The organism is Thermoflexus hugenholtzii JAD2, from assembly GCF_900187885.1.
GTDB classification, from domain to species: domain Bacteria; phylum Chloroflexota; class Anaerolineae; order Thermoflexales; family Thermoflexaceae; genus Thermoflexus; species Thermoflexus hugenholtzii.
Genome location: NZ_FYEK01000012.1, coordinates 19,547 through 38,076 on the forward strand (window position 1 = coordinate 19,547; position 18,530 = coordinate 38,076).

Here is an 18,530-nt window from a genome sequence, read left to right on the forward strand (position 1 = left end):
GCCTCCAGCCCCGCCGGTCGGACGGCGGTCCCATCCCCTCAAGCGCGCCGTTCCCCCGGCCGGATCTGCCAGATGGGAGTGGTCAGCACCCACTGCTCGGGAGCCTCCCGCAGGACCCCGGCGAAGATCTCCAGGACCCGGGCGATGAGTTCATCCCGAGCCTCTGTGGACCTCCCGGATGGCCAGAGGGGAGGCCAGATCCGCAAAGAGACCCCCTGGGTCTCCCGCCGGGCGAAGGCGGGCAGCACCGGGGCGCCCTGGCGGACCGCCAGCTCGGCGTAGCCGTCCGGCAGCCATGCCTCCGCCCCAAAGAAAGCATACACCCGACCGCTCCCGGTGGTATCGCGGTCCAGGGCCAGGGCGACGATCCCCCCCTGTCGGAGGGTGCGGAAGACCTCCCGGAGGGCTCCATCCGCCGGGATCAACCGGAGGCCGTGGGCGCCCCGCAGCCGGCAGAGATAGCGGAACATCGCAGGCGGGCGCACCGCCTCCGCGACCGCGAGGGCCGGGAAGCCGCTGGCCCCCAGCAGCTGCAACCCCCACTCCACACAGCCATAGTGGGCGCTCACCACAATCCCGCCTCGACCTTCCCGTAGCGTCTCCTCCAGGTGCTCCCATCCTTCTATCCGGATGGAGGAGAACCAGGCCCTCGGCGGACGGTGGGGGGCCTGGAAGAGGTCCACGTAATTTTGCCAGAGGAGCCGGAAGGCCCGGCGGGCCGTCCGATGCACCGCCGGGGCCTCCGGCGAGACCCCCAGCACATGAGCCAGGTTGTCCCGCAGGCCGGCCGTGGCGGGCAGGATCGGATAGCACACGTCGGCCAGGCGTGCGGCCAGGTCATAGGCGAAACGGGGCGGCAGCCGCCCGGCCGCCGCCCCGAGCCCCCGAAAGAGGAGATACACCGCCCAGGCCAGCGCCTCAGACCCCGCGTCCCGCAATGAAATCCTCCACCATCTGCCGGGCGATGTGGTCGGGGAACTGGCGAGGAGGCGATTTCATGAAATACGCCGAGGGGCCGATCAGCGCCCCTTTGAACCCGCGGTCGAGGGCGATCTTGGCGCAGCGCACCGCATCGATCACCACCCCCGCCGAGTTCGGGCTGTCCCACACCTCCAGCTTCGCCTCGAGGGAAATGGGCGCCCCGCCGAAGGTGGTCCCCTCAATCCGGATGTAGCACCACTTGCGGTCCTGCAGCCAGGGGACGTAGTCGCTGGGGCCGATGTGGATGTTCTCCGGCGGGAGCTCGTAGGGGATCAAGCTGGTCACCGCGCTGGTCTTGGAGATCTTCTTGGACTCCAGCCGCTCCCGCTCCAGCATGTTCAGGAAGTCCGTGTTGCCTCCGAAGTTCAGCTGATAGGTCCGCTCCACCCGCACGCCTCGTTCGATGAAGAGCTGGGTGAGCACGCGGTGGAGGATCGTCGCCCCCACCTGGGACTTCACGTCATCGCCGATCACCGGGAGGCCAGCCTCCTCGAACCGTTGCTGCCAGTAGGGCTCCCGGGCGATGAACACCGGGATCCCGTTCACGAAGGCGCAGCCCGCGTCCAGCACCTGCTCCACATACCATTTGGTGGCCTCCTCGCTGCCCACCGGCAGGAAGTTCACCACCACGTCGGTGCCTGTGTCCTTGAGGATCTTGACGATGTTGTCCGTCGGGCCAGGGGCCTTGCGGATGATCCCGGAGAGATAGCGACCGATCCCATCGTGGGTCATGCCCCGATAGACCTTCACCCCCAGCCGGGGCACGTCGGCGAACTTCAGGGTGTTGTTGGGCGGGGTGAAGATGGCCTCCGAAAGATCTTTCCCCACCTTGTTGACGTCGATGTCGAAGGCCGCCGTGAACTCGATGTCCCCCACATGGTAGGGGCCCAGCCGCACGTGCATCAGGCCGGGGACGAAGGCGTCGTCGGGGGCGTTCCGGTAATACCACACGCCCTGGACCAGGGCGGAGGCGCAGTTCCCGACGCCGATGATGGCCACGCGCACCTTTCGATCCGCCACGGTGGAACCTCCCGCAGGTGAGGATGGCTCATTGGCATTACTTTAGCCGAGCTGTCTTCCCTCGCCAAAAGCAGCGCCCCGACGCGGGCTTGCCCCGGCGGCGGAGTTCCCCAATGATGAGAAGTCAGAAAGGGAAGGATGGGGGAGGTCCGATGCGATTGCCTCGCGCATGGTGGGTGGTCGCCAGCGCCGCGGCCAGCGACTGGCACTGGCGGGACTTCTTCCGGGATCCGGCCGAAGAAGGGCGCAACTGGGGCGGGCGGGGGTGGATCCGTTCGCCCCTCTCATGGGCCCGCATCCGCGAGATGCGTCGGGGGGATATCGTGGTGGCGTATCAGGCGGGAGAGGGAGTGATCGGGCTGGCCCGCCTGGCCTCGGACGGCTATCCGGAGGTCCCCGGCGGGCCTTACGACACCTTCGACCTGGCCCCCGCTCCTGTTCTCTTGCTCCACGAGCCCATTCCCCTCGCCCTGATCCGCCAGCTCCCCGGGGCCCGGTCCCACTTCGAGTTCCTTCGCCTCCATCACGGCACCGTCTTCCGGATCACACCCGAGGGACTGGAGGCTCTCCTCCGGCTGATCCGGGCCCTGAACCCCGAGCAGGCCGCGGATCTGGATACCTTCCTGCGAGGCTATAATTGAGGTGCTTCACGGATCATTCGTGTGAGCCTTCGCAAGGGAGGAAGAGCGCAACGATTCGAAGGGGGCCTCGGAGAGGGAGGGATGGGCTGCGGCCTCCAGTCCGGGAAGGGGGAGATCCCGTATGCTGGATTGGCGGCAAGTGAGCGTGTATGTGCAAGAGCTGGCGGATTACGCGGGAGAGCGCCTGCGCGCGCATCCCCCCACCCTGCGCTATGCGCTGAGCCTGCTCCACCGGTTCTCCGAGGATCTGGACCGGTTGGGGCGGCTGGCCCGGGAGGCCCAGCGATTCGGCTGGCGGGGCGCCTTCCCGGGAGGCGAGCCCCTCGCGGCCCGCTTCCCGCTGCCCCCGGAGCAGCCCCAGGCCCTGGTGATCGCCGCCGACGGCTCCCAGATTTACCCGGATCGCCACGGGACGGTGCCTTATTTCGTCCTCAACATCGGCCTGATTGAGATGCGCGCCGGCTCCGGGGCTCCCCCGCAGACCCGGCATCACCTGGTGTTCTGGTATCGGGAGGAAGAGCTCTTCACCGACGACGGGGAGATGCGGGCGCTGAACGACCTGGAGGCAGAACGGGACATCCAGGAGCTGGAGCAGCTGGCGGCGGCGATGGCCGCTCGGGCGGCGGATCCCTTCGGGCCGCCGGTCGGCTTGGCGGACGGCCTGTTGCTCCCCTGGGCCCTGGCCCGCGGTGAACCCTTCGCCGGGCTCCCCCTCGAGCGCTATCGGGAGCTCCTCGGCCGGGTCCTCCGCGCCCTGGAGACCGCGAAAGGGACGGGCGGCGCCATCGCCGGATATGTGGACCGGCCCACCGGCCATGCGGTGCTGCGGCTGCTGGCCCTCGGTCCCCTGGAAGAGCTCTCGCGGGAGAAGATCGCGGATTACCCCTTCGGGCAGCTGCGGGATCGCACCCTCTTCGCCGAGCTGTTGGAGCCTGGGGAGCGCTCCGCCCTCTTCGCCCTGAGCTGGCCCATCAACGAGCGCCTGGGCCAGGAGGGGCACCGCCTGCTCTTCTTCTACGTGAACGTGGGGACGCCCGGTCGGCCCCACTTGGCCCGGGTGGAGATCCCGGAATGGGTGGCTCAGGATCGGGGGCGGCTGGACCGGTTGCATCGGACGATCTGGGACCAGTGTCAGATCCTGGCGGAGGCGCCCTATCCCTATCTGCTGACCCGGGCTCACGAGCTGGCCCGCATCCGCTCGGAGGAGCGGGCGCGCCTGGAGCAGATGATCCAGGAGGCGCTTCTGCGCCGCGGACTCCGGCCCGTGATCTCCGCAAAAGCCCAGCAGAAAGAATGGCTACGGTGAGGAGGATCGGAGATGGCCAGCCCGGGAGCGCATCCGAGGAGCTCATCTGGCCCGGCTTTCATCGGCCGCGTCATCGAGGCCAGCGCCCGGGCCTTCCGGGTCGGCTGCCGGCTGACCGCCGATGACATCCCTGCCTTCGGCTCCTTCGTCCAGACCGCCCGGGGGGAGACCACCATCATCGGCGTGATCTACGACCTGGTCCTGCAGGGCGATGAGCTGACCCGCATGGTGGCCCTGCAGGAGATCCCGCCTCAGGAGATCCAGCAGGACATGATCGAAAACCGCAACATCCCGGTCCAAATCGGGGTGCTCATCCTGGGCTATCTGCGGGAGCGAGGGACCGCCTACGGGATCCCACCCCAGCCTCCCGCCTTGCTGGAGCCGGTTTACGCATGTCTTCCATCCCAGATCCATCGCTTCACCGAGCGGCCGGATTTCCTGCGCACCCTGGTGGAGGCCCGGGAGGCCTCCGACGACGTGGTGGCGGCGGTGATTCGCACGGCCGCCGAGGCGCGTTCCGGGCCCGCCCGGCGGGACTTCGTGATCCAGGCCGGCCAGGAGCTGGTGCGGTTGCTGGCCGACGAGCCGATCCGTCTGGCCCAGCTCCTGCGTCGCATCCGCGCCGCGGTGGAAATCGGAGCGCCTTCATAGCAGCCCACGAATCATTCGAGGAGCACCCGGATAAGCGCCCACGGTCTTCTCCGCTCCGGGGGGTTGACAGCTGCGAGCGTCTTCGTCTCTAAGGGGGAGGATCCCGGGGCATCCCAGTCGGTCGAAGACCGGCTGGGGACCCCGCAAGGAGGATCGGCGTATGGCCTGGCCACGCGAAGGGATGGAGCGTTCCCCAAATCGGCCCTCCGAGAAGGAGGCGCGCCGGCTGGGACGGGTGATCGGGGGCTCTCTCTCCGAGGGGCTGGTGGTGAAACTCGACCCCCGCATCGCCATCGAAGGGCTGGCGGTGGGACGCTACGTGGTGATCCACGGATACCGGCGACGTTTCTTCGGGATGATCACCGACATCCGGCTGGACAGCGCCAACCCGGATCTCGCCCGCATGCCCCCGGATCCCGATGATCCGCTGATCCGGGATATGGTCTCCGGGATCGGGGTGTTCGGGCAGATCCACGTGCAGCCCATGTTGCTTCTGGAGGAGGGGGATCCCCTCCCCCGGCCGGTGAAGACCGTCCCCGCTCACTTCGCCCCGGTCTATGAGGCCACCGAGGAGGAGGTGCACGCCATCTTTCGACCCCGTCGGGAGGAAGGGGAGGACCGCTATTTCGTGATCGGGGAGCCTCTAGACATGCCGGGGGTGCGCATCCCCCTGAACCTGGATCGCCTCGTCGAGCGCTCCAGCGGCGTCTTCGGGAAGAGCGGCACCGGGAAGACTTTCCTGGCCCGGCTGCTCCTGGCTGGGGTGATCTACCACAACGCCTCGGTGGCCTTGATCTTCGATATGCACAACGAATACGGATGGAGCGCGCCGGGGGAGGGCGGGCAGGTGCCGGGCCTGAAGCAGCTGCCCGGATGCTTCTCCCGCGTGGTCATCGCCACCCTCGACGAGGAGTCCTCCCGGCGTCGGAACAGCCGCTACGACCTGGTGATCCGCATCGGCTACGATCAAATCGAGCCGGAGGATGTCGAACTCCTGCGCGGCGTCATCGGCCTCTCCGAGGTCCAGATCGGCGCCCTGTATATGCTGCGGCGGCGGCTGGGCCGGGACTGGCTGCGCATCCTCCTGGAGGAAGAAGAGGCGCCGCCCGTAGAGGACGAGGAGGGAGGCGGAAGCCCTCTGGCCGAGCTGGTGGAGCGGGACCTGATCACCAGCAGCACCCTGGGAGCCCTCCAGCGCAAGCTGGGCCTCTTCCACCGGTTTCGGTTTCTGATCCCACGGGCTCCGGAGGACGCGGCCCAGGCGGTTCTCTCCCGATTGCTCCAGGGCCAGAGCGTGGTCCTGGAGTTCGGCCGCTACGGCAACGACATGGCGGCCTACGTGCTGGTGGCCAACTACCTCACCCGCCGCATCCACGCCGAATACGTCCGGCGGAAGGAGATGGCCTTGGGCGACCCGGGCCAGGAGCCCCCGCACCTGGTGATCGTCGTCGAAGAGGCCCATAAGTTCCTCCAGCCCGGCATCGCCGAGCACACCGTGTTCGGGACCATCGCCCGGGAGCTGCGCAAATACAACGTGACGCTGCTGATCGTCGACCAGCGGCCCAGCCAGATCGACGGCGAGGTCCTCTCCCAGATCGGCACGCGGGTGCTGTGTCTGCTGGACCACGAGGAGGATGTGCGGGCGGCCCTCTCCGGGATCTCGGGGGCCTCCCGGCTGCGGGAGGTGCTGGCCCGCCTGGAGACCAAGCAGCAGGCCCTGTTGCTGGGCCACGCCGTGCCGATGCCGGTGGTGGTGCGGACCCGCGACTACGATTCCTCCTTTGTGGAGGATCTGGCGCGGAGGGAGGGTGACAGGTCGCCGGATGTGGTCGAGAAATACTTCAGGGTGATGCGGGATGAAGACTGATCCCGCTGACCGAGGCGGAACCCTCACCTTCCAGGGGACGTCTCTTGGATGCCCGACATCAGGCGGGTGAACCTTTCCCCTGGGAGGTTTCGAATGAAGATGGGACAGAAGCGCTGGATGCTGCTCGCAGGGGTGCTGCTGGGGGCGCTGGGGGCGTGTGCGCCAGCCCGCCCGGGGATTTCTCCGCTGGAAGGCTTCTCGCCGCTTCCCGTGCCAGCTGGGCCGACGCCCGTTCTGGGCACCCCGGGAGGATCCATCGTGGAACCCGGCCTGGAGGCCCTGGTGGAGCAGGCCCGACAGGACCTGGCGGCCCGCCTGCGCCTGGATCCCAAGGAAATCCAGGTGGTCGAGGCGCGGGCGGTGACCTGGCCCGACAGCAGCCTGGGATGCCCGGAGCCCGGGCGGATGTATCTGCAGGTCCTCACGCCCGGCTATCGGATCGTCCTGGAAGCGCAGGGACGGCGATACGCCTATCACGCTGGTCGCGGAGGCCCGCCTTTCCTGTGCCCACCCGACCGGGCGCGGGAGCCCCTCGGGGGTGAATGATCCAGGTTAGAAGAGCGGGCGGACGCGGAAAGGGTCCGCCTGGTTTATTCTTTCACGCCTCCCAGGGTCAGGCCGGAGAGCAACCAGCGGGAGGAGTAAAGGAATAGCAAGGTCACCGGCACAGCCACCAGGATGGAGGCGGCGGCGAACTTCCCCCACAACACCGTGTATTGCTCGGTGAACGTCCACAGCCCCAGCGGCCAGGTGTACATCTCCCGCTTGTTCAGGATGATGCGGGCGACGATGTATTCGTTCCAGCTGCTCATAAAGTTGAAGAGGAAAGCGATGGCCAGGGCGGGCGTCGAGAGGGGGCGGATGATATGCCACAGGACTCCCAGGCGGGAGGCGCCGTCGATGAGCGCGGCCTCCTCCAGATCGCGGGGGATGGTGTCGTAGTAGCCTTTCAGCATCCAGATGCTGAAGGGGACGGCGGTCACCGAATAGGCGATCACGATCCCGAGGTAGGAGTTGATCAGCTTGAGACGGGCGATCATGATGAAGAGGGGCAGCAGGAGCATCGCCGCCGGGAACATCTGGGTGCTCAGCAGGAAGATCAGCCCGGCATCCCGCCCGGGGAAGCGGAAGCGCGAGAAGGCATAGGCGGCCGTGGCCGAGAGCAGAAGCCCCACGGTGGCCGTGGTCACCGTGATCAGCAGGCTGTTCCAGATCCAGAGGTAGAACTCCGTCGGACGCCCCGGACGCCCCACCAGCAGCTCGATATAGTTGGCCAGGGTGGCGTCCTCCGGGATGATGGCCAGGCTGGTGGTCAGCAGCTTGTTGGCCGGCCGCAGGGAGATGGTCACCACCCGCAGGACCGGATAGATGGCGACCAGGCAGGCGACCCAGAGGGCCATATGGATGAACAGGCGCTTGATCGGGCTGTCCCCCCGAGGACGCCGGAAGAGGGCCTGCACCCGGAGCCGGGGCCACGCTCGAGCCGGCGCTGCCGCCGCTTCGACGGCTGAAAGAGAGAACTCCTCTCGCTTCATTCGTAAACCCCCCGCAACCCCTTCGTGATCCGCAGGTAGAAGATCGACCACAGAAGCAGAATGAAGAAGATCACCAGGGCGAAGGCTGCGCTGAACCCGTAGCGGTAAAACTGGAAGATCGCCTTGTAAAGCGAGGAGACCAGGATGTCCGTCTTCTCCTGCGGCCCCCCCTGGGTCACCAGGAAGATCACCTCGAACCGGTTGAAGGTCCACACGGTTCCCAGGATGGTCGCTGGCACCAGGACCGGGCGCAGGAGCGGCAAGGTGATGTGGCGGAACTGCTGCCACTTGCTGGCGCCATCGATCTCCGCCGCCTCGTAATATTCCTGGGAGATGCTCTGCAAACCGCCCAGGATCACCACCATCATGAAGGGGATCCCCAGCCAGACATTCGTCATCACCACCGAGATGAACGCCCAGGTGGGATCCTGCCGCCACGGGACCGGATGGACGGCCTGGGAGAGCCAGGCGAAGAGGTTATAAATCAGCGGAAGGCTCTGGGTCTGGGCCGCCAGGTCCGTGAAGAACTGCTGCAGGTTCCGGAGCATGATGTTGAAGAACCCGTAGCGGTAATCGAACTCGTTGCGCCAGGCCATGGCGGTGATGGTCGAAGGGACGGCCCAGGGCAGGATCAGGATGGTCCGATACAGGCCCCTCAGCCGCATGGGGCGGTTCAGCAGGAGGGCCAAGATCAGACCCCCGGTGACGTGCAAGGAGACGTTGATCACCGTCCATAGCACGGTCCGCCCGAACACCTCGAAAAACGTGGCGTCCTTGGCCACCGGGCCGGTGAACACCTTCCTGAAGTTTTCGATGCCGTGGCGCAGCCCGAACTCGGGGTTCTGGGCGGTATACATCGCCATGTTGGAGAAGGCGAGCCGGACCTCATACAGGAAGGGGATCACGATCAGGAGGCTGATGCCCAGAAGGGCCGGCAAGATCAGCACGTAGGCCAGCCCCAGGCGTGAAGGGCGCGGCTCGCCGGTCAGGTAGATCAACGCCTCCAGTGCCAGCACCAGGGCCCCGGGGAGGAGGAAGCGCCATGGGTTGGGGACGGCCGCCGCCCAGGCGGCCCAGAGGCGCTCCGGGAGAGTGGTCAGCGGGGCGAGATGCAGGGCAGCCACCAGATCGGCGATCAGACCGATCTGCTCTAGGAAGCGAAGGATCACCAGGATCAGCAACCCGGCGAGGCCGATCTGGACGCTCCGGGCGAACACCGCAGCCGGGAGGGTTCGGGGCCGTCGGAAGAAGAGCAGATAGGCGTATCCTTCCAGAAGCAGAAGGACCAGGGCGATCGCCAGGATGAACCCCAGGACCTGGCTCAGGGAACGGATCATTATCTGAGGGGTCAGGGCCCCCATCGCTCCTTCCTCCCACGCCGGATCTCCACGGCGTCCGGCGAGAAAAGGGCGGGGGGGCCGGCCGGCTCCCCCGCCCCTGCAGGATTTACTTCTTCCCCAGCTCGGCTACGCACTGGTCGGCGGCCTGCTGCATCGCCTTGGCCGCGTCGGCCGGCTTGAGCGTCCCGGCCATCACTCCCTCCAGGTTCGGGCGCATCGCGTCCCAGGCGCAGCGCATCTCCGGGGCCGCCGGCATCGGCTTGCCCAGGAGCAGCTGCTCAAAGGAACCCTTCAGGATGGGATCCTTCTGGATGGCCGGATCGTCCTTGAGGGCCTTCAGGGAGGGCAGCCGCTTGAACTTCTCGATCCACTTCTTCTGAACATCAGCCGAGGTCATGTAGGTCACGAAGGTCCGCACCGCCTCCAGCTTGGCGGGGTCGTTCAGGACGGCCTTGGAGACCATCCAGTATTTCCCGCCGGTCATCGGGGTGGGGTATTTGCCGGTGGCGGTGACCTTCGGGATGGGCGCCACCCCCAGTTTGTCGCCCAGGACCTGCGCGTAGCCGCCCAGGGACCAGTCGCCGTTGATGATCATGGCCGCCTTGCCCTCCTTGAAGAGGGTGTCGGCGCAGTTGTAGTCGCACTCCTGGGGCACCACCTTGTGCTTGAACTTCAGGTCCTGCACGAACTGGAGGGCCCCCACCGTCCCTTCGTTATCGAAGGACGGCTTGTCGTTCTCATCCAGGGGCCAGGCCCCGAAGGCGCCCAGCCAGGGAGCCAGCCAGAAGGGCTCGTTCAGGTTGTAGGCGAAGCCCTGAACCTCGCCCTTGGTGAGCTCCTGGGCCAGTTTGATCAGCTCGTCCGTGTCTTTGGGGGGCTCCTTGACCAGGTCCTTGTTGTAGAGCAGCATCAGGTGGTTGCCGTAGTTGTCGGGCACCCCCCAGATCTCCCCCTTCACCCGGGTGGCGTTCAGGGCCTCGGGGATGAACTGGTCCAGGAAGGCCTTGTCGAAGACGTCGGTGGCCTTAGCGATGATCCCCAGGGCGCTGAAGGGCCCGGCGAAGTCGTTCGGCACCCGGACCAGCTCGGGGGCTGCCCCGGCCAGGCTGGCCGCCTGGAACTGATCGCGCAACTCCTCGTTGCCGTAGTGCACCCGCTCCACCGTGATGTTGGGATGGGCCTTCATGAAATCGGCGACCAGCTCGTCAAGGAAAGCATCCACCTCTTCGCTCTCCTGCTCCCAGAAGGTGATCTTCACCTTCGGGGCCGCAGTAGGGGTGGGGGCTGGCGCCTGGGTCGGCTGCGGGGGCTGTGTCGGCGCCGGCGCCGCCGTGGGGCTGGGGGTGGCCGCCGGCCCGCAGGCCGACAGCAGCAGGCCCGCCAGAACGAGAGCCGCCATCACCACGTAGAAACGTCGCGGAACCATCTTCCACCTCCCTGTGAAAATCTCCCGTCTCAGGGACACCCCGGAGGGCGCCCCTGGGGCCGGCTCCGGTCGTCAGCGATCGGATCCGTGTGGCGCGGGGCCGGTGGAGCCTCGCGCCACCAGCCGGGCGGGGATCAGGACCCGGACGGGCGGGGCCTCCGGCTCCTGCAGCCGGCGGGCCAGGGCCTCCGCCGCCGCCTCCGCGATCCGCTCCACATAAAGGTTGATGGTGGTCAGCGGGGGATCCGCCAGCGCCGCCAGCGGGGAATCCGAACACCCGATCACCGAGACGTCCTGCGGGATACGCAGGCCCCACTCCTTCAACACCCGCAGCACCGTGAGAGCCGGGATGTCATGGGTGATGATGGCCGTGATCCGGGGGAACCGCGTCCAGAGCGTTTCCAGCGCCCGCACCGTCCCGGCCTCCGTGCCATCGGTCTCCGCCACCCGCTCCGCGTTCTCCTCCAGGCCGTATTCCCGCAACAGCTTCAGGTAGGCGTTGAGACGAATGGCCGAGTAAGCGAAATCCAGGGGCTCGGCGATGTAAGCGATCCTCCGATGGCCGAGGGCAAGCAGATGCTCCAGGGCCAGCCGGGCCGTCTGCTCGAAATCGGTGTCCACCATATCCATATCCTCCGGCTCGTCCGGCCGCCCGATGGTCACCACCGGGATGCCCAGCTCCTGTAGAAGGGAGATCCGCTCGTCCCGGCGGCGGACCATCATCAACAACCATCCGTCGCAGAGACCCGCGGCGACGAAGCCCTCGAAGGAAGCCTGATCGTGGCTGATATGAAGGAGGAAGTTGAAGCCGGAGCGGCTGACCGCATGAGCGATGGCGCCGAAATACTGGAGGTTCAGGGGATCGAAGGATTCGGGGGTGAGCAACGCGGAGAGGGCGACGGTGTTCGTGCGGCGGGCGGCCAGGCTCTTGGCGGCGAAGTTCGGCCGATACTTGAGGCGCTCCACCGCCTCCAGCACCCGCGCCACGGTCTCCGGCTTGAACCGGCCCTTGTTGTTCAGGATGTTGGAGACCGTGGTGATGGAAACCCCTGCCTCCCGGGCGATGTCATAGATGTTGGGCATGCGCCCTCCTCCAGAGGCCTTGCCAACCCACTCCAACAGGCAGGAAAAACTTTAAGTAAAGCGCTTTACAAAAGCGCTTTCATTATATTCGGATTCGGAAACGATGTCAAGGGGGAGCCGGATGAAAGCGCCCTGCAGGTCCCTGGAGGGGACCGGGGTGGGGCATGTCCGGGGGATCCGCAGATCGCCCGCGGGCGGGGCGTCCGGACGGGAAGTTGTCGAGCCTCCGTGGATCGCGTATACTCGAGGGGACAATCCCGAGAGGGACGCGGCGATGGCGGAAGCGGCTTCTCGAAAAGGACGGCGGGGACGCCGGCGGAGCAATCCGCTGGAGCGCTACGCAGCGGATATCTTGGCCAAGCAGCTCTTCCTGGAGGACCTGGCGATGGCCGCGGTGGATTTCGACACTCTGGCGGCCTATTATCCGGAGCTCACCCCGGAGCAGCTGCGTGGGCGTCTGGGCATCGCCACCAAGCGGGCGCTGTTAGAGGACGTGGCGGACATCGTCCTGGAGCCCGCGGAGGATGAAGAAGGCAACGCGGAGCAGATGCGCCTGAACATCCTGGATCTGGAGCGCTTCGCAGAGATCGTTCACGAGGAGATGACCGTGGAGGTGATGTAGGAGGCGCCCGCTCTCCTCATCCTGCGGGTCATGGATCCTCCCCGTCACGGATCCCCGCCGACGGGATCGCCCCGCAAGCCCAGGAGAGCCGGCCGGGCATCCGGCCGGCTCTCTTCTCTCAAGGGGATCCGCCTCCCCCTGGCCTCTCATGGCAGGGTGATCTGAACCGAGGTGATCTGAGTGAGGTCGTTGTGTTGATACTGGATGTTCACTGTCAATCCATCTTTCTGGAAGAGCAGGTTCCCCACCTGGCCGTATTGGGCCGGCGCCCCCAGGACCTGCCATCCGTTCTCCTGCATCCGGCTTTTGTAGAACTCGATCAACTCCTGAACGCCCATCCGGGTATCAAAAGCGATCCGCGCGGAGGTCACATCCAGGTTGAAGGCATCCGGGGGAAGGGGAAGATCCGGCCGGATGGTCGGGGTGGGTCGCACCACCTCCCCCGGTGGGGCTGGGGTGGGAGAAACCGCCGGACGGGCGCAGGCGAGGACCCACCCCGAAAGCATGAGCATCAGTCCCAGAAGATATCCATGCCTACGCATATCTGCCTCCTGTGCGGGGATTTGAGATCCCCCGCGGACACGGCCTGGCCCTTCCGTGCCCTTGGGGAGCCCATGGGCTGAGGCCGCAATCTTCACGTAGAATAATAACTCAAGTTATTTCTGGGACGTGTGCTCTCGTGCGGAGCCCCCGGGTCTCTGATCCTCTGATGGGAGGACGCAAGGAATGCCTGTGCTGCTGATCCTGCACAGCGTCTGGCGATGGGCGGTCTTGATCGTCGCCCTCCTCGCCCTTTACGGGCTGATCCGCTCGCGGCGGGAAGATCCGATGCCCGTCCTTTTGGAACATGCTGTCCGCTGGTATCCTGTGATCCTGGACATCCAGGTGGCCCTGGGGATCGTGCTCTGGCTGGCCCAGCGGTGGGGCGCGGTACCCCTCACGTCGACCCAGGTGATCCATCCGGTCTGGGGGTTGCTGGCGGCGGGGGCAGCCCACGGGGCCGCGGCTTTCCGGGAACGGGAGAACCCGACCCGAGCCTTGGGGATGCTGGCTGCCTACGGCCTCTCGTTGCTCCTGGTGTTCATCGCCCTGGCCAGCGTGGGAGCCTTCCCCTTCGGGCGACGCTGAGGTGAGAACTCCTGCTGTCGACGGAGAACCCGGAGGAACCCCCCATGCGCGTCCTGGTCCAGCGCGTCCGTCAGGGAGCGGTCCACGTGGGCGGGGAGACGGTGGCCCGCATCGGCTCGGGAGTGGTGTTGCTGGTGGGCGTCACCCACACGGACACCCCCGCGGAGGCTGAATGGCTGGCCAAGAAGGTGGCCCACCTGCGGATCTTCGAGGACGAGGCCGGGAAGATGAACCGCTCGCTGAAGGATGTGGGCGGGGAGGCGCTGGTGGTCTCCCAGTTCACCCTTTATGCCGACCCGTATGAGGGACGCCGTCCCAGCTTCATCCACGCCGCCCCGCCGGAGCACGCCCGACCCCTCATCGAGCGCTTTGCCGATGCCCTCCGCGCCGAGGGTGTCCCGGTTCAGATGGGGGTTTTCGGGGCCCATATGTTGGTGGAGATCCACAACGATGGCCCGGTCACTATCTGGCTGGAGCGCGCCGCCCCGGAGCCCCCGGCATCCGGGCGCTCGTGAAGGACGGGCCTGGGTTGCCGGACGCCTCCGCATCCCCATCCCCCGGGGGGAGATATCCGGATGAGCGCCCTGTCTCGCATCGTCCGCGCAGCGGGCCTGCTGACCGTCGCCTATCTGGCGAACGGCCTGCTGGCCCTCCTCCGTCAGATCCTGATCTACGCAACGTTTGGCACCTCCCGGGAGCTGGATGCTTACTGGGCGGCCTTCCGGATCCCGGATCTCCTGTTCACGCTGCTGGCGGGGGGCGCGTTGCTCTCCGCCTTCCTGCCCGTCTTCACCACCCACCTCGCCCGGGGGCAGGAGGAGGCGGCCTGGCGGCTGGCCGACGCGGTGCTCACCAGCGTGGCCCTGGCCGTCAGCGGCCTCTCCGTGCTGGCCGGCCTGCTTGCCCCCACCCTGGTCCGCCTCCTGCTGGCCCCGGGGGTCCCGCCCGCGCAGCAACAGCTCACCGCCTCCCTGATGCGCGTGATGCTGATCACGCCAACGGTGTTCGGGGTGAGCGGGGTGGTGATGGGCATCCTGCAGGCCCATCAGCAGTTCCTCTGGATCGCCCTGGCCCCCCTGATGTATAACCTGGGCATCATCTTCGGGGTGCTGTTCCTGACGCCCGTCTGGGGGGTGCACGGGCTGGCCGGAGGGGTGGTGCTGGGCTCGGTGCTCCATCTCCTGGTCCAGGCGCCGGGATGGTGGCGGGTGTGCGGGCGTTACCGGCCCCGGCTGGGCTGGCGCGATCCGGATGTCCGCGAGGTGATGGTCCTGATGGCTCCCCGGATGCTGGGCCTGGCTGCGGTGCAGGTCAACTTCCTGGTCAACACGCGGCTGGTCTCCGGCCTGGGGGTGGGATATCTGGCGGCGCTGAACCTGGCCTGGCAGCTGATGTTGCAGCCGCAGATCGTGCTGGCCCAGGCGGTGGCCACGGCCGCCTTCCCCACCTTCTCGGCCCTGGCCGCCCGGGGCGAGCGGGCGGCCCTGCGCCGGACCCTGGCGGAGACCCTCGGGCTCCTGTTGGGGGCGACGCTTCCCATCGCGGCGGGGATGATCCTTCTGCGGCGGCCGCTGATCGCCGTCCTCTTCCAGCGAGGGGCTTTCGGGGAGGCCTCGACGGAGCTCACCGCCCAGGCGCTGCAGTTTTACGCCCTGGGCCTTCCGGCCCACGCGGCCGTGGAGGTGCTGGCGCGGGCCTTCTACGCCCTTCATGACACCCGCACGCCGGTGGGGATCGGGGTGGCCGCGATGGCCCTCAACGTCCTGCTCAGCCTGGCCTGGATCGGCCCCCTCCGGCATGGGGGGGTGGCCCTGGCCAACACGGTGGCCACCACCCTGGAGGGCGTGCTGCTGTTGGGGCTCCTGGCCCGGCGGCTGGAGGGAATGGAAGTCCACCGATGGGGGCGTTCGGTGGGGCCGGTGGCCATCGCGACGCTGGCGATGGGCTTGGTGCTGTGGCCGATGGCGCCGTGGGCGGCCCACCACGGATGGCTCGGGCTGGCGCTGGCCGGGCTCGCCGGCGCAGGGACCTACGGTCTGACCCTCCACAGCCTGGGCGTCCCCTGGGTGCGCTGGCTGCGCCACGGGCGCGCCCGGCCTGCCCACGATGCCTGAAATACTCCTGGAGGGAGGGAGCATGATCGTCGAGCGCGTGGAGCTCCGGGTGATCCAGATGCCCCTGAAGGAGCCTTTCGAGACCTCCTTCGGGCGGGAGCATCAGCGGGAGGCCATCCTGGTCACCGTGTATGCCGACGGCCTGGAGGGATGGGGCGAGGTGGTGGCTTCCCGCGATTTCGGGTATTCCTATGAGACCACGGAGACCGCCTGGTATGTGCTGCGGACCTTCCTGATCCCGGCGGTGCTGGGGCGGGAGATCCCGGATGTGGAGAGCGTAGCCCGCATCGGGGAGCGGCTCCGGGGACATCCCATGGCCCGGGCCGGGTTGGAGGCTGCCTTCTGGGATCTCTTCGCCCGCCAGGCGGGCCTGCCCCTCGCCCGTTACCTCGGCGGCGTTCGCGATCGGATCCCGGTGGGGGTGAGCATCGGGCTCCAGCCCGGCGACGCCGAGCTGCTGGAGAAGATCCGGGGCTATTTGGAAGAGGGATACCGCCGGATCAAGGTGAAGATCAAGCCGGGCCGCGATGTGGAGATGATCGCCGCCATCCGCCGGGCCTTCCCGGAGATCCCCCTCATGGCCGACGCCAACTCCGCCTACACCCTGGAGGACGCCGATCGCCTGGCCGCGCTGGACGAATTCGGGCTGATGATGATCGAGCAGCCCCTCCACTGGGATGACCTGTATGAGCACGCGCTCCTGCAGGCTCGCCTGCGCACGCCCCTCTGTCTGGACGAAAGTATCCACAGCGTCCGCCACGCCCGCGCGGCTCTGGAGCTGGGGTCCTGTCGGATCATCAACATCAAGCCCGGGCGGGTGGGCGGCCTGCTGGAGGCGCGGCGGATCCACGATCTCTGCCACGCCCGAGGCGTCCCGGTGTGGTGCGGGGGGATGCTGGAGACCGGCATCGGGCGGGCGGCCAACGTCGCCCTGGCCTCCCTCCCTGGTTTCACCCTCCCGGGAGATCTCTCGGCCAGCGACCGGTATTACCACGAGGATCTGATCGACCCGCCTTTCGTCCTTCAGCCCGATGGGACGCTGGCGGTGCCTACCGGGCCCGGCCTGGGGGTGGCCGTCGACCGCCGGCGGGTCGATCGGGCGACCATACGGATGGAGGCCTTCCGTCCTTGAGGCGCTTTTAAAGGACCTCGGGGGGCTGGTATTCTCCCCAGACCCGGCGCAGCACCCCGCAGATCTCCCCCAGGGTGGCGTCGGCGGCCACGGCCTCCACGAACAGCGGCATGAGGGGCTCCTCGGGCCGGCGGGCGGCCTCCTCGATGCGGCTCAAGAGGGCGGAGACCCGCTCCCCATCCCGGCGGGCCCGCAGCGCCTGCAGGCGGGCCCGCTGCGCCTCCTCGATGGCCGGGTCCACTTTCAGCCGCTCCAGCTCCGGGCGCTCCTCCTCGATCTGGAAGGCGTTCACGCCCACGATGATCTGCTCCCCAGATTCGATGGCCTGCTGGGCCTGGTAGGCCGATTCGGCGATGGCCCGCTGGATGTAGCCGGTCTCGATGGCCCGCAGGGCCCCGCCCATGGCCTCGATGCGGTCGATCTCCTCCCGGGCGCGGCGCTCGATCTCCGCCGTCAGGTGTTCGATGACGTAGCTGCCGGCCAGGGGGTCGATGGTGTCGGCCACCCCCGATTCGTAGGCCAGGATCTGCTGGGTGCGCAGGGCCACCCGGGCGGATTTCTCGGTGGGCAGCCAGAGGGCTTCGTCCATGGCGTTGGTGTGGAGGGACTGGCAGCCGCCCAGGATAGCAGCCAGGGCCTGGATCGTCACCCGGATGATGTTGTTCTCGGGCTGCTGGGCGGTGAGGGTGCTGCCGCCCGTTTGCACGTGGAAGCGGAGCATCATCGCCTCCGGGCGGGTGGCTCCCAGGCGATCCCGGGCCAGGCGGGCCCAGAGCCGACGGGCGGCACGGAACTTGGCCACTTCCTCCAGGAAGTGGTTGTGGGCGTTGAAGAAGAACGAAAGCTGGGGACCGATGTCGTCGATGGAGAGGCCGGTGCGGGCGGCGGCCCGCACATACTCCAAGGCATGGGCGAAGGTGAAGGCCACCTCCTGGACTGCCGTGGCGCCGGCCTCTCGGATGTGGTAGCCGCTGATGCTGATGGGGTTCCAGTTCGGCACGTGTCGGTGGCAGAAAGCCATCACGTCCACGGCCAGCCGCATGGAGGGCTCAGGCGGGAAGATGTAAAGGCCACGGGCCACATATTCTTTGAGGATGTCGTTCTGGACCGTGCCCCGCAACTGCTTCCAGTCCACGCCCTGCTCCCGGGCCAGGGCGAGGACCATGGCCAACAGGATCGCCGCTGGGGCGTTGATGGTCATGGAGAGGCTGACCCGGTCCAGGGGGATGCCGTCCAGCAGGCGCCGCATGTCCTCCAGGGAGCAGATGCTGACCCCCACCCGGCCGACTTCCCCGTGGGCCATCGGGTGATCGGCGTCGTAGCCCAGCTGGGTGGGGAGGTCGAAGGCCACCGAGAGGCCGGTCTGGCCCTGAGCCAGCAGGTAACGGTAGCGCCGGTTGGACTCCTCGGCGGTGGCGTAGCCGGCGTATTGGCGCATGGTCCACAGCCGCCCCCGATACATCGTCCGGTAGATCCCTCGGGTGAAGGGGAACTCCCCGGGGAACCCCAAATCCCGCAGGTAGTCGATCTCGACGTCCGCCGGGGTGTAGAGGGGCTCCAGGGGGATGCCCGAAGGGGTCTCGAAGCGAGGGCGGCGCTGCGGGGCGTCCCGGATGGCCTCCTGCCATCGCCGCTGGGCTTGCCGGATCTCCGCTTCCTGGATACGCACCTCGGCCGCCATATA

General features: G+C 67.5%; 18 protein-coding genes. 10 read left to right on the forward strand and 8 right to left on the reverse strand.

All coding sequences use genetic code 11. The annotated features are described in order from the left end of the window. Positions 1-38: 38 nt before the first annotated feature. Positions 39-938: a lysophospholipid acyltransferase family protein gene (locus CFB18_RS03250; protein WP_159461550.1), complete on the reverse strand. Its 900-nt coding sequence runs from the start codon at positions 936-938 to the stop codon at positions 39-41. Beyond that, positions 919-2,001 carry an inositol-3-phosphate synthase gene (locus tag CFB18_RS03255; protein ID WP_088570376.1) on the reverse strand — a complete coding sequence of 361 codons (1,083 nt, stop codon included), beginning with the start codon at positions 1,999-2,001 and terminating at the stop codon, positions 919-921. Before CFB18_RS03255 ends, CFB18_RS03250 begins: the two co-directional genes overlap by 20 nt. A gap of 152 nt (positions 2,002-2,153) precedes the next feature. Between CFB18_RS03255 and CFB18_RS03260 the strand changes: the two genes are divergently transcribed. From CFB18_RS03260 to CFB18_RS03280, 5 genes are all read left to right on the forward strand, one after another. Next, positions 2,154-2,642, forward strand: a complete 489-nt coding sequence (locus CFB18_RS03260; RefSeq protein WP_088570377.1) for an EVE domain-containing protein — start codon at positions 2,154-2,156, stop codon at positions 2,640-2,642. 121 nt (positions 2,643-2,763) lie between these two features. Then, a complete protein-coding gene (locus CFB18_RS03265) occupies positions 2,764-3,948 on the forward strand; it encodes a DNA double-strand break repair nuclease NurA (RefSeq protein WP_088570378.1) in 1,185 nt (394 codons plus the stop codon). 12 nt (positions 3,949-3,960) lie between these two features. Continuing rightward, on the forward strand, positions 3,961-4,599 hold the full coding sequence (locus CFB18_RS03270; protein WP_088570379.1) for a hypothetical protein: 639 nt from the start codon (positions 3,961-3,963) through the stop codon (positions 4,597-4,599). Between the two features lie 160 nt (positions 4,600-4,759). Then, positions 4,760-6,466 (forward strand): helicase HerA domain-containing protein, encoded by a 1,707-nt coding sequence (locus tag CFB18_RS03275; RefSeq protein WP_088570380.1) that lies wholly within the window; start codon positions 4,760-4,762, stop codon positions 6,464-6,466. Between the two features lie 93 nt (positions 6,467-6,559). Beyond that, on the forward strand, positions 6,560-7,012 hold the full coding sequence (locus CFB18_RS03280; protein ID WP_088570381.1) for a DUF8738 domain-containing protein: 453 nt from the start codon (positions 6,560-6,562) through the stop codon (positions 7,010-7,012). A 44-nt stretch (positions 7,013-7,056) separates the two neighbouring features. Here CFB18_RS03280 and CFB18_RS03285 read toward each other — a convergent pair whose 3' ends face one another. The 4 genes from CFB18_RS03285 to CFB18_RS03300 form a co-directional block, all read right to left on the reverse strand. Beyond that, complete coding sequence (locus CFB18_RS03285; RefSeq protein WP_088570382.1) at positions 7,057-8,001, reverse strand: sugar ABC transporter permease; 945 nt, start codon at positions 7,999-8,001, stop codon at positions 7,057-7,059. Beyond that, on the reverse strand, positions 7,998-9,362 hold the full coding sequence (locus CFB18_RS03290) for a carbohydrate ABC transporter permease (RefSeq protein ID WP_200808063.1): 1,365 nt from the start codon (positions 9,360-9,362) through the stop codon (positions 7,998-8,000). Before CFB18_RS03290 ends, CFB18_RS03285 begins: the two co-directional genes overlap by 4 nt. Before the next feature lie 85 nt (positions 9,363-9,447). Further along, positions 9,448-10,767 (reverse strand): extracellular solute-binding protein, encoded by a 1,320-nt coding sequence (locus CFB18_RS03295; protein ID WP_088570383.1) that lies wholly within the window; start codon positions 10,765-10,767, stop codon positions 9,448-9,450. Positions 10,768-10,839: 72 nt separating this feature from the next. Continuing rightward, positions 10,840-11,850: a LacI family DNA-binding transcriptional regulator gene (locus CFB18_RS03300; protein ID WP_088570384.1), complete on the reverse strand. Its 1,011-nt coding sequence runs from the start codon at positions 11,848-11,850 to the stop codon at positions 10,840-10,842. Between the two features lie 274 nt (positions 11,851-12,124). On the opposite strand from CFB18_RS03300, the gene CFB18_RS03305 reads away from it, so the two are divergent. After that, complete coding sequence (locus tag CFB18_RS03305) at positions 12,125-12,472, forward strand: hypothetical protein (RefSeq protein ID WP_088570385.1); 348 nt, start codon at positions 12,125-12,127, stop codon at positions 12,470-12,472. Positions 12,473-12,618: 146 nt separating this feature from the next. On the opposite strand, the gene CFB18_RS03310 is transcribed toward CFB18_RS03305, so the two are convergent. Continuing rightward, positions 12,619-13,014 (reverse strand): hypothetical protein, encoded by a 396-nt coding sequence (locus CFB18_RS03310; protein WP_088570386.1) that lies wholly within the window; start codon positions 13,012-13,014, stop codon positions 12,619-12,621. A gap of 184 nt (positions 13,015-13,198) precedes the next feature. Here CFB18_RS03310 and CFB18_RS03315 point away from each other — a divergent pair, with 184 nt between their 5' ends. Genes CFB18_RS03315 through menC form a run of 4 tightly spaced genes read left to right on the forward strand, consistent with a single transcriptional unit; the run spans position 13,199 to position 16,846 of the window. Continuing rightward, entirely contained in the window at positions 13,199-13,600 is a 402-nt protein-coding gene (locus CFB18_RS03315; protein WP_088570387.1) for a hypothetical protein, read from the forward strand. 44 nt (positions 13,601-13,644) lie between these two features. Then, positions 13,645-14,115 carry a D-aminoacyl-tRNA deacylase gene (dtd, locus tag CFB18_RS03320; RefSeq protein ID WP_088570388.1) on the forward strand — a complete coding sequence of 157 codons (471 nt, stop codon included), beginning with the start codon at positions 13,645-13,647 and terminating at the stop codon, positions 14,113-14,115. A 60-nt stretch (positions 14,116-14,175) separates the two neighbouring features. Further along, a complete protein-coding gene (gene murJ, locus CFB18_RS03325; RefSeq protein WP_088570389.1) occupies positions 14,176-15,714 on the forward strand; it encodes a murein biosynthesis integral membrane protein MurJ in 1,539 nt (512 codons plus the stop codon). A 22-nt stretch (positions 15,715-15,736) separates the two neighbouring features. Beyond that, positions 15,737-16,846 (forward strand): o-succinylbenzoate synthase, encoded by a 1,110-nt coding sequence (gene menC / locus CFB18_RS03330; RefSeq protein WP_088570390.1) that lies wholly within the window; start codon positions 15,737-15,739, stop codon positions 16,844-16,846. A gap of 7 nt (positions 16,847-16,853) precedes the next feature. On the opposite strand, the gene CFB18_RS03335 is transcribed toward menC, so the two are convergent. Further along, positions 16,854-18,527: an acyl-CoA mutase large subunit family protein gene (locus CFB18_RS03335; RefSeq protein ID WP_088570391.1), complete on the reverse strand. Its 1,674-nt coding sequence runs from the start codon at positions 18,525-18,527 to the stop codon at positions 16,854-16,856. Between the last annotated feature and the right edge of the window lie 3 nt (positions 18,528-18,530).

Excerpts from the sequence above, each read along its gene's own strand:
- CFB18_RS03260 (WP_088570377.1), top strand. The coding sequence starts at position 2,154 with ATGCGATTGCCTCGCGCATGGTGGGTGGTCGCCAGCGCCGCGGCCAGC.
- menC (WP_088570390.1), top strand. The coding sequence starts at position 15,737 with ATGATCGTCGAGCGCGTGGAGCTCCGGGTGATCCAGATGCCCCTGAAG.
- CFB18_RS03335 (WP_088570391.1), bottom strand. The coding sequence starts at position 18,527 with ATGGCGGCCGAGGTGCGTATCCAGGAAGCGGAGATCCGGCAAGCCCAG.
- dtd (WP_088570388.1), top strand. The coding sequence starts at position 13,645 with ATGCGCGTCCTGGTCCAGCGCGTCCGTCAGGGAGCGGTCCACGTGGGC.
- CFB18_RS03310 (WP_088570386.1), bottom strand. The coding sequence starts at position 13,014 with ATGCGTAGGCATGGATATCTTCTGGGACTGATGCTCATGCTTTCGGGG.
- CFB18_RS03290 (WP_200808063.1), bottom strand. The coding sequence starts at position 9,362 with ATGGGGGCCCTGACCCCTCAGATAATGATCCGTTCCCTGAGCCAGGTC.
- CFB18_RS03265 (WP_088570378.1), top strand. The coding sequence starts at position 2,764 with ATGCTGGATTGGCGGCAAGTGAGCGTGTATGTGCAAGAGCTGGCGGAT.
- CFB18_RS03315 (WP_088570387.1), top strand. The coding sequence starts at position 13,199 with ATGCCTGTGCTGCTGATCCTGCACAGCGTCTGGCGATGGGCGGTCTTG.
- CFB18_RS03280 (WP_088570381.1), top strand. The coding sequence starts at position 6,560 with ATGAAGATGGGACAGAAGCGCTGGATGCTGCTCGCAGGGGTGCTGCTG.
- CFB18_RS03305 (WP_088570385.1), top strand. The coding sequence starts at position 12,125 with ATGGCGGAAGCGGCTTCTCGAAAAGGACGGCGGGGACGCCGGCGGAGC.
- murJ (WP_088570389.1), top strand. The coding sequence starts at position 14,176 with ATGAGCGCCCTGTCTCGCATCGTCCGCGCAGCGGGCCTGCTGACCGTC.
- CFB18_RS03300 (WP_088570384.1), bottom strand. The coding sequence starts at position 11,850 with ATGCCCAACATCTATGACATCGCCCGGGAGGCAGGGGTTTCCATCACC.
- CFB18_RS03275 (WP_088570380.1), top strand. The coding sequence starts at position 4,760 with ATGGCCTGGCCACGCGAAGGGATGGAGCGTTCCCCAAATCGGCCCTCC.
- CFB18_RS03270 (WP_088570379.1), top strand. The coding sequence starts at position 3,961 with ATGGCCAGCCCGGGAGCGCATCCGAGGAGCTCATCTGGCCCGGCTTTC.
- CFB18_RS03285 (WP_088570382.1), bottom strand. The coding sequence starts at position 8,001 with ATGAAGCGAGAGGAGTTCTCTCTTTCAGCCGTCGAAGCGGCGGCAGCG.
- CFB18_RS03295 (WP_088570383.1), bottom strand. The coding sequence starts at position 10,767 with ATGGTTCCGCGACGTTTCTACGTGGTGATGGCGGCTCTCGTTCTGGCG.